The sequence below is a fragment of the Streptomyces sp. URMC 127 genome, assembly GCF_051386535.1.
Lineage (GTDB): Bacteria > Actinomycetota > Actinomycetes > Streptomycetales > Streptomycetaceae > Streptomyces.
This window is the reverse complement of sequence record NZ_JBPQTW010000264.1, coordinates 1-8216: the sequence shown is the minus strand read 5'-3', so window position 1 is coordinate 8216 and position 8216 is coordinate 1. Positions and strand designations below refer to the sequence as shown.

At 69.4% G+C, this 8216-nt stretch carries 7 protein-coding genes; 3 read left to right on the top strand and 4 right to left on the bottom strand.

What is annotated here, in order from left to right; genetic code table 11:
- The 3 genes from ACSNOH_RS31310 to ACSNOH_RS31300 form a co-directional block, all read right to left on the bottom strand.
- A partial coding sequence (locus tag ACSNOH_RS31310) for a DUF6531 domain-containing protein (protein WP_436724828.1) occupies positions 1-3464 on the bottom strand: 3464 nt, incomplete at its 3' end.
- Between the two features lie 418 nt (positions 3465-3882).
- The gene (locus ACSNOH_RS31305) at positions 3883-4083 is read right to left on the bottom strand and encodes a DUF397 domain-containing protein (protein ID WP_436724827.1); all 201 of its coding nucleotides are present in this window, start codon (positions 4081-4083) and stop codon (positions 3883-3885) included.
- Between the two features lie 30 nt (positions 4084-4113).
- Entirely contained in the window at positions 4114-4965 is an 852-nt protein-coding gene (locus ACSNOH_RS31300) for a helix-turn-helix domain-containing protein (protein ID WP_436724826.1), read from the bottom strand.
- Between the two features lie 260 nt (positions 4966-5225).
- On the opposite strand from ACSNOH_RS31300, the gene ACSNOH_RS31295 reads away from it, so the two are divergent.
- Positions 5226-5585 (top strand): hypothetical protein, encoded by a 360-nt coding sequence (locus ACSNOH_RS31295; RefSeq protein ID WP_436724825.1) that lies wholly within the window; start codon positions 5226-5228, stop codon positions 5583-5585.
- Between the two features lie 27 nt (positions 5586-5612).
- Here ACSNOH_RS31295 and ACSNOH_RS31290 read toward each other — a convergent pair whose 3' ends face one another.
- Entirely contained in the window at positions 5613-6911 is a 1299-nt protein-coding gene (locus ACSNOH_RS31290; RefSeq protein ID WP_436724824.1) for an APC family permease, read from the bottom strand.
- An 81-nt stretch (positions 6912-6992) separates the two neighbouring features.
- On the opposite strand from ACSNOH_RS31290, the gene ACSNOH_RS31285 reads away from it, so the two are divergent.
- Positions 6993-7454: an Lrp/AsnC family transcriptional regulator gene (locus tag ACSNOH_RS31285; RefSeq protein ID WP_367140918.1), complete on the top strand. Its 462-nt coding sequence runs from the start codon at positions 6993-6995 to the stop codon at positions 7452-7454.
- Between the two features lie 4 nt (positions 7455-7458).
- Positions 7459-8216, top strand: a 758-nt coding sequence (locus ACSNOH_RS31280) for a carboxyl transferase domain-containing protein (RefSeq protein ID WP_436724823.1), incomplete at its 3' end; no start/stop codon positions are given.

The window sequence follows — 8216 nt, the reverse complement described above, 5'->3', positions numbered from 1 at the left end:
GCTTTGAGCTGACCGCCTTCCAGTGTCCACCGCTGGGCGGCGGTCCCGTTGCACGACCACGTTTGCAGGGCCGTGCCGTCAGCGTTCAGACCACCCGCAACATCGATGCACAGGCCCGCGAGACCTGTCACCGGGCCGGACTGGCTCAGGCCGTCGATCGTGCGGGAGGTCAGCTGTCCGGCATCGTCGTAGGTGTAGCTGTAGGAGCCCTTTCCGGATCCGGGGGTGACGGTGCTGAGTCTTCCGTTGGTGTCGTACCCCAGGGTTCGCGTGCCTGTGGCATCGGTGATGGTCTGGCGGCGTCCGAGGGCGTCATATGTGGCTGACAGCGGCTGCGTGAAGTCGCTGTACGCCACGGCTGTCGCCAGGCCGCGTGCGTCAAAGGCGGTGGTGGTGGTGATGCCCCGCGCGTTGGTGACCTTCGTTCGGTTGCCGTCCGCGTCGTAGCCGAAGGTCTTCTTGCGGCCGAGCGGGTCAGTGATCGAGCTCTGTTGTCCGGCGTCGTCGTACTCGTACGTGGTGATGTGGCCGTTGGGGTCCTTGCGGGTGGCCACGTCGCCGGCCGCGTTGTACGTGTAGGTGGTGGCTGCGCCGTCCGGGCCGGTGACCTTGCTGATACGGCCGAGTGCATCGTGCTCGGTCCTGGTCTGCTGGCCCAGCTCGTCGGTCGTTGCCACGGCGCGGTTCGCGGCGTCATAGCTGGTGCTGGTGGCCTTGCCCAGAGGGTTGGTCACCTTGGTGCGGTTGCCTGCGAGGTCGTAACCGTATGTGGTCGTGAACTTCTCCGGATCAGCGCCCGAGGTGTTGCCCCGCGGGTCGGTCTCCGAGGCGAGGCGGCCGTCGTCGTCGTACGCCCAGGTGGTCTTGTTGCCAAGCGGGGATGTACGGCTGATGCGATTGCCGTCGACGTCGTAGCCGAAGGACGTGACGTTGTTCAGCGGGTCGGCGGAGGCCGTCATCAGGCCGGTGTCGGAATAGCTGTACCAGCTGACTTTGCCGGTCGCGTCCGTGCGGGTCAGGACGTTGTCGTTGCCGTCATAGGTCGTCCTGGTCGTTTCGCCGAGGGCGTTGGTGAGGGATGTGGGCCGCCCCAGTGCGTCGTAGGCGGTTGTCGTGACGGCGCCGGTCGGGTCGGTGACGGAGGTGCGCCGGCCTGCTGCGTCGTAGCCGAAGCTGGTGGTGAAGGCTGCGGGATCGGAGCCGCTGGTATTGCCCCGGGGCGTGACCGTGCTGATCAGCCTGTTCGCCTTGTCATAGGCGTGGGCGGTTTTGTTGCCCAGCGCATCGGTGACCGAGAGGAGGTTGCCGCTGGCGTCGTACGTGCGCGTCTCGGACTTGCCTGCGGGGTTGGTGGTCTTCGTGAGACGGCCCGAGACGTCGTACGCGTAGCGCGTCGTCCGCCCCGCGGGGTCCGTCACCGAGGTGAGGCGGCCTGCATCGTCGTAGCCGTATGCGGTGGTTCCGCCCAGCGGGTCGGTCGTACTGCTGAGCAGGCTGCGGCCGTCGTAGGAGTACGTGGTGGTGAATGCCTTCGGGTCAGCGCCCGTCGCGTTACCGCGAGGGTCGGTGACAGCCGTCACCCGTCCCATCGCGTCGTAGCGGAACGTGGTCTTCTCACCCAGCGGACTGGTGACGGAGGTACGGTTCCCCGCCCCGTCATAGGCATAGGTGGTCCTCTTGCCCCGCGGTGTCGTGACGCTGGCGAGCGCACCCCGCTCGGTGTAGGTATAGGTGACCTTGCCGCCCGAAGGGTCCGTGCTGGTGGTGATCCGGTTGGCGGAGTCGTAGGCGTATGTCCAGGTCTTGCCCCGGCTGTCGGAGTGGCTCGCGACGTTTCCGGCCGAGTCGTAGGTCCACGTCTCCGCCAGGCCCACCGAGGACGGCGACTTCCGCATGGTCATGCGGCCGGCGCTGTCGTAGGACATCTCCGTGGTGTTGCCGAGCGCATCAGTGATCGATACGGGCCGGAGGTTGCGGTCGTAGCTGTACTCGACCTTCTTGCCGTACGGGTCGATGCTGGCCATGAGCACGTTCCCGGAGTACACGTCGGTCCACACGCCACCGCTGCGGTCCGTGGTGTGGACGTCCCGGTTGTCGGACCTGGTGAACGTGGTGGTCTTGCCGGAGCTGTCGGTCTGGGAGGCGACCCGCCCGTCGTTGTCGTAGGTGTTCGTCACCTTTCCGCCACCGCGGCCTGTGGCGGTGACGAGACGTTTGTTCGCGTCATAGCCGTAGGACGAGGTCTTGCCGGCCTGGTCGGTGACGGAGGTCAGCAGACCGCCGGTGTAGCTGTACGAGACCGAGGTGCCGTCCGGTAACGCCACCTTGGTCAGAAGGCCTGTGGTGTCGAGGGTGAAGGGGACGGTCCGTCCCGCGGCGTCCTTGACGGAGGCGAGCCGGCCCGAGGCGTAGTCCAGGCTCAGCCCTTGGCCGCTGCGATCGGTAACAGAGATGAGCCGGCCGGCAGCGTTGTACGTGCGGCGGGTGAGGTCGGGGCTGGTGACGGTATAGGTGCTCCCGGATTTGGCCAGCTTCAGGGCGGAGCCTGCCGGGGCTGTGTAGGAACCCCCTGACTGCTCTTTGAAGACCAACCGGGCGCCGTCTGATTCCTGCAGCGTGGCACTGCCGTCGGCCGCTAGGGCCAACGTGGAATCGAAGGGGGTGGACCAGCCCCTGCCGAGTAGCCCGACAGCGGACGAGTCGGACCGGTAGGTCCGGTCCAGGGAGAATGGCGTGCCGGCGCCCACGAGCGTGGCGTCGGTGTTCCGGTCGTAGAACATGCCAGTGGCGGTGTTGACCGGATCCGCCCGGTACGTCTGCCCGTAACACGTACAGCTTCCGGCCTGCGCACCCGGGATGTCGGGGGTATAGAACGCCTCAACGAACGGCGACGTTGTTCCGGCCGGGCTCGCCGAGCCGTCAGTACCCTCGAGGAAGATCCAGGCGTAGTACTTCTTCCCGTCCTGCAGATGCCCGCCCAGCGAGCTGGAGGTCCACCAGAAACAGTGGTTGTCGGGGTAGGGGTTGGACGGGCCGGATGGCCACCAGCCGTAGCACCAGACGCCGTTCTCCAGGTACTTCCCGGCCGGATCGTCGGCGTCCCGTCGTTTGATCTCCTGCTGGTGGACCGGTCGCTTCTGCTCGTCCAGGACATAGAGCCACAGACCTGAGATGGAGGATGCCGGGACGGAGGAGAACTGCAGGTGGCCGCCGATGGTCAGCGTGCCCGGGTAGGCAACCGCAAATGACGACACCCAGTCAGGGTTGGGAACACCTGCAGGAGCCGGAGCACGCGCTAAAGAGCTGCCCGGCCCTCTCGCGGCGGGGCCGTTCTTCAGTGGTCTGTCCGGCTTCTCGGCCGGACGCGCCGACGGCTCCGGCGCCCTGGGGTGGACGAACTCGCGCATCGGCGAGTAGCTGCCCCGCGAGCTGCTCACCTGCTTCTTGCGCTCCGCCAGCGACATCGCCCTTGGCGGCTTCGGGACCGCCCGCGGCTGCAGCGGACTCGTACCCTGGACCATTTCCTGCCACTGCGGCACCGCGGCAGCAGCCTCGCCGACTCCCGCAGTCATTAACAACACCAGCGCCAGCACGTGGACGACGCCACGCCGTGCGGCTGTGAACATGAGCAACCCCCACTCTGAAAGAACCGCAAAGATCATCAAACGTGGGAGGGAGAACCCGCAGCAGGATTCGAACCAATGGCCGATATGTGGTGGTCGAGCGAGGCGTCCTGTCCTGCGTCGGTTGGCCCACTCCGGCTCGGAAGGCCGGAGTGGGGCTGAGGTATGGGGGCTGGCGGCGCTCCGGGCACGGAACTCCACCGGCTCGCGGTCGTGCGCGGCGTACAAGTGACCCGAGAAGGTAAACCGCACTCCGCCGTCAGTCGGAATCCTTGAGGTGGGACACGAAAGCGGCCCACGCGCTGGTCGAGAAGACCAGGGCGGGGCCGTAGGGTTCCTTGCTGTCACGTATGGGGATCGCGCCAGCGGTGGCGGCATCTGCTATCTCAAGGCAGTTGCCGCCCTGCCCGCTGTAGCTGCTCTTGCGCCATCTCGCTGCCCGAAGGCTCGGCGGGTACATCTCTGCATGGCCTCTCTGTTGCGTCCATCGCTACAGCTCGCCCCGGATCCGGGTGATCAGGCCGAGGCTGTCCCGCGGACTGAGAGCGATCGACCGGAGCGAGTCGAAGATCAGTGTGTACTCTGCGGTCTCCTCCGGCGTCTCCAGGTACAGCGTCCCCGTCCGGTGCTCGATGCAGACGACGTCGGAGAACGCAGGGCTGGGGAAGCTGAACAGCACGAACGCTCCGAACAGCCCTGCGTGCGCCTCGGCATGGCGGGGGATGACCTGGAGTTCCACGTTAGGACGCTGGGCCATCTCTTCCAAGTGTTCGAGCTGCTTGCGCATCACTTCCGTGCCACCGATCCGAAGGCGGAGCGCCTCCTCGCTCTCGATCACGCACAGACGCGGTGGGCGTTCCCGCTTGAGTACCTCCTGACGCTCTTCACGAGCCGTGACCAGAGCGTCGACGGCTGCGGGCTGAAGAGTCGAAGGGGCGGCCTGCAGGACCGCTCGGGCGTAGTCGGATGTCTGCAAGAGGCCGGAGATCAAAGCTGCTTCGTAGGTTCGGATGTAATCGGCCGTCCCCTCGTAGCCGATGTAGTCCGCGTAGGAAGGCCGCGCGATGCTGGCACGCCGAACCCAGCCGGGCTCCCGGTCCCGGCGCGCCAGCGAGACCATTTCGTCAACCTGCGCGGCATCGGTCACGCCATAGAAGCTGAGCAAGTCGCGTAGCTCTCCCAAGGAGATGCCGAGGCGCGCGTTTTCGATTCGGTTGATCTTCGTCCGGTGACATCCGATCCTCTCCGCCGCTTGCTCGGGCGTCTTACCTGCGTCTTCGCGAAATCGAGCCAAGAGCGCTGCAAGACGGCGACGTCGAACGGTTGGTCGAACTCCGGCCACCTGAACTCCCCTTATTCGAGGCCTTGGAGGCGTAAGGGTACCGGCACAAAAAAATCATGGAACAAGTTCCAAAGGGTCGGTTGCGGGCGGGGCGATTCCGGGAGCATGCTGACTCCGCGGTCACTCGCGAACGGATTCGTCGTCGCGGACCGTCCTGACCCGTGTGTTCGTGAGGCAGCTGACTCAGGCCCTCCCGTTGCGGGACCGGAACTCCCTCTCGTGCACGAAGAACCCCGGCAGTCGCAGCCACGACCCCGGGGATGGCCAACGCTGATAGGAGCGTCGACGTGTACCACTCTATCCTCCGTTCGTTCGAACGGGTACGGAAGTTTTTCGCCCGTGGGGCGGGCGCGGCAGACGCCGCAACACTGTCCGGCGTTGATGCGCCGCTGGTGGCGGTCCCGCTGCCCGCGCCACAGGCAGAGCCGGTAGCGGCGCCGCCCCGCGTGGGCACCTGCGGCGTCTACCTCTGGGCGACCGCCCACGGTATCGACCTCAGCTACCCCGGCCCGCTGGGCTCCTGCACCTGTTCCGGCAAGCCGCATCCCGAGCCGTCGCATTCCGAAGCGCTCCGCGCCAAGGTGCGGGAGGCCAACGCGGCCAGTCGCTGGGGGAAGTGAGCCGCCGGGGGCGGTCGGCGGACACGCTTACGACAGGTGCCGCCCCCGCCCCCTCCCCGACAGCGTCGTGAACCCCCACGACAACCCCGCCAGTACCACCGGTATCAGCAGCAGCGGCCCCGAGAAGGCCAGGACACCCGCCGTCAGCAGGGCGCTGGCCACCGCCGCCGGCCACAGCCACGTCCGCCGCGGCAGCAGGGCCAGCGCCGAGAGGAGGCCCGCCAGGGTGACCGAGGCCAGGCAGGTGGACGTGGCGCGCATCAGGCCGTCCAGGTCGCCGCCGCCGAGCCAGGCCGCCGCGCCGACCGCCGCGCAGGCGCCCGCCAGTACGGCGAGGCTGCGCCGCGGCACTTCGCCGGGCGCGGCGCCGCGGGCCAGCCAGCGCGGGGCCGAGCCGTCGCGGCCGAGGGCGGCGCCGAGGCGGGAGGCGCCGGCGAGGTAGGTGTTGACGGCGCCGAAGGTGAGGAAGAGGGCGGCCGCGGCGGCGATGGGCCGGGCGGCCGTGCCGGCGCTCTGGGCGAGCAGATCGGTCAGCGGGGTGTCCGTGCCGGCGGCGGCCGGGCCGAGGGCGCCGATCGTCGTCACGGCGAGGGCGAGGTAGAGGACGGAGACGGCGGCGAGGGTGTAGGCCGTGACGCGCGGCAGGTCGCGGGCGGGGTTCGCGAACTCGCCGGAGAGGTGGCTGGCCGCCTCCCAGCCGGCGAAGGCGAAAAACAGGACCCCCGCCGCCGAGCCCACCGAGCTCCAGCCGTGCGGCATGAAGGGGGTGAAGTGGGCGGAGGTCATGTGGGGCGCCGCCGCGAGCGCGGCCCCGGCAAGCACCGCCGCCAGCAGGGCGACGAGCAGCAACTGCACCCGGCCCGACAGGTGCAGGCCCACGCAGTTGGCGGCGAAGGAGGCGGCGATGACGACGGTCCCGATCGCGGCGGCGGCCACGGGGCCCAGGCCCAGCGCGCCCGCCACGTACTGGCCGCCGATGAGGGCCGCCGCCACGACGCCGATGGGTACGGCCCCGTAGAACCACCAGCCGACCGCCGCCGCGGCCCGCGGGCCCGCCGCCCGGTGCACGAAGGTGGCCACCCCGCCGCCGTCGGGGAAGCGGGCGCCCAGCGCGGCGAAGGACAGCGCCACGGGCACGCTCGTGATGAGCAGGACGATCCAGGCGAGGATCGAGGCCGGGCCGGCGGCGTCGGCGGCCAGGGCGGGCAGGGCCAGGACGCCCGGCCCGAGGACGGCGCCGGCGCACAGGGCCGTGCCGCTGCCGATGCCCAGTCCCCGAACGGACGGCCGGGAAGGGGCGGAAGCATGGGTGGTTCGTACGGTCACGTGGGCAGAAGTTAGCCCGGTAGGTGGCAGTCCGGGCCTCTCGCCGAACGAAATTCGGTGCGTGCGGCATCATGTGCCCTTATGGACGACATAGATTCGGCGATCGTCAGGGAACTGCAGCGCGATGCACGGCAGACCAACCGCGACCTGGCCCGTACGCTCGGCATCGCGCCCTCCACCTGCCTGGAGCGGGTGAGGGCGCTGCGGCAGCGCGGCGTGATCACGGGGTACCGGGCGACGGTGGACCTGCGGGCGCTGGGGCGGCCGGTGCAGGCGCTGCTGTCGGTGCGGATCCGGCCGATGAGCCGGGAGGTCATCGAGGGCTTCAAGGCGTATCTGATCGGGCTGCCCGAGGTGCTCAACGTGTACGTGGTCGCGGGCGGGGACGACTTCCTGGTGCACGTGGCGGTGCCGGAGGTCGACGACCTGCACAGCCTGCTGATGGACCGCTTCTCCGGGCGCCGCGAGGTCGTGGACTTCCGCAGCTCCGTGATCTATCAGCACGTGAGCAAGGACGTGGTGGGGCCGCTCGTGACAGGGTGACGGCATGAACGCGAGCAACCACCGCACTTCCGCCCTCGACCTCGTCCGTACGGTCCTGGACCCCGGCAGCTGGCGCTGCTGGGACGAGCCCGTCGCCGTCACCACGGACGATCCCGCCTACCGCGCGGACCTCCTGGCCGCGCGCGAGCGCACCGGCCTCGACGAGTCGGTCGTCACCGGTGAGGGGCGGGTGGGCGGCCGCCGAGTGGCGCTGGTGGCCTGCGAGTTCCGCTTCCTGGCCGGGTCGATCGGGGTCGCGGCGGGGGAGCGGCTGGTACGGGCGGTGGAGCGGGCCACGGCCGAGCGGCTGCCGCTGCTCGCGGCGCCCGCCTCGGGCGGCACGCGGATGCAGGAGGGGACGGTGGCGTTCCTGCAGATGGTCAAGGTCGCCGCCGCCATCACCGACCACAAGGCGGCCGGACTGCCCTACCTCGTCCACCTCCGGCACCCCACGACGGGCGGCGTCCTCGCCTCGTGGGGCTCGCTCGGCCACCTCACCTCGGCCGAACCGGGCGCGCTCATCGGCTTCCTGGGGCCGCGCGTCCACGAGGCCCTGTACGGCGAGGAGTTCCCGCAGGGCGTCCAGGTCGCGGAGAACCTGCTGGCGCACGGGCTCGTGGACGCCGTGCTGGCCGCCGAGCAGCTGCCGGGGGTCATCGGGCGGGCGCTGGCGGTGCTGTGCGGGGAGCCGTCGCCGGAAGCGTCCGCTCCGGAGGCCCCCGGGGTCGCGCTCCCCCGCGCCCGTGCCGCTGAGGAGAGTGA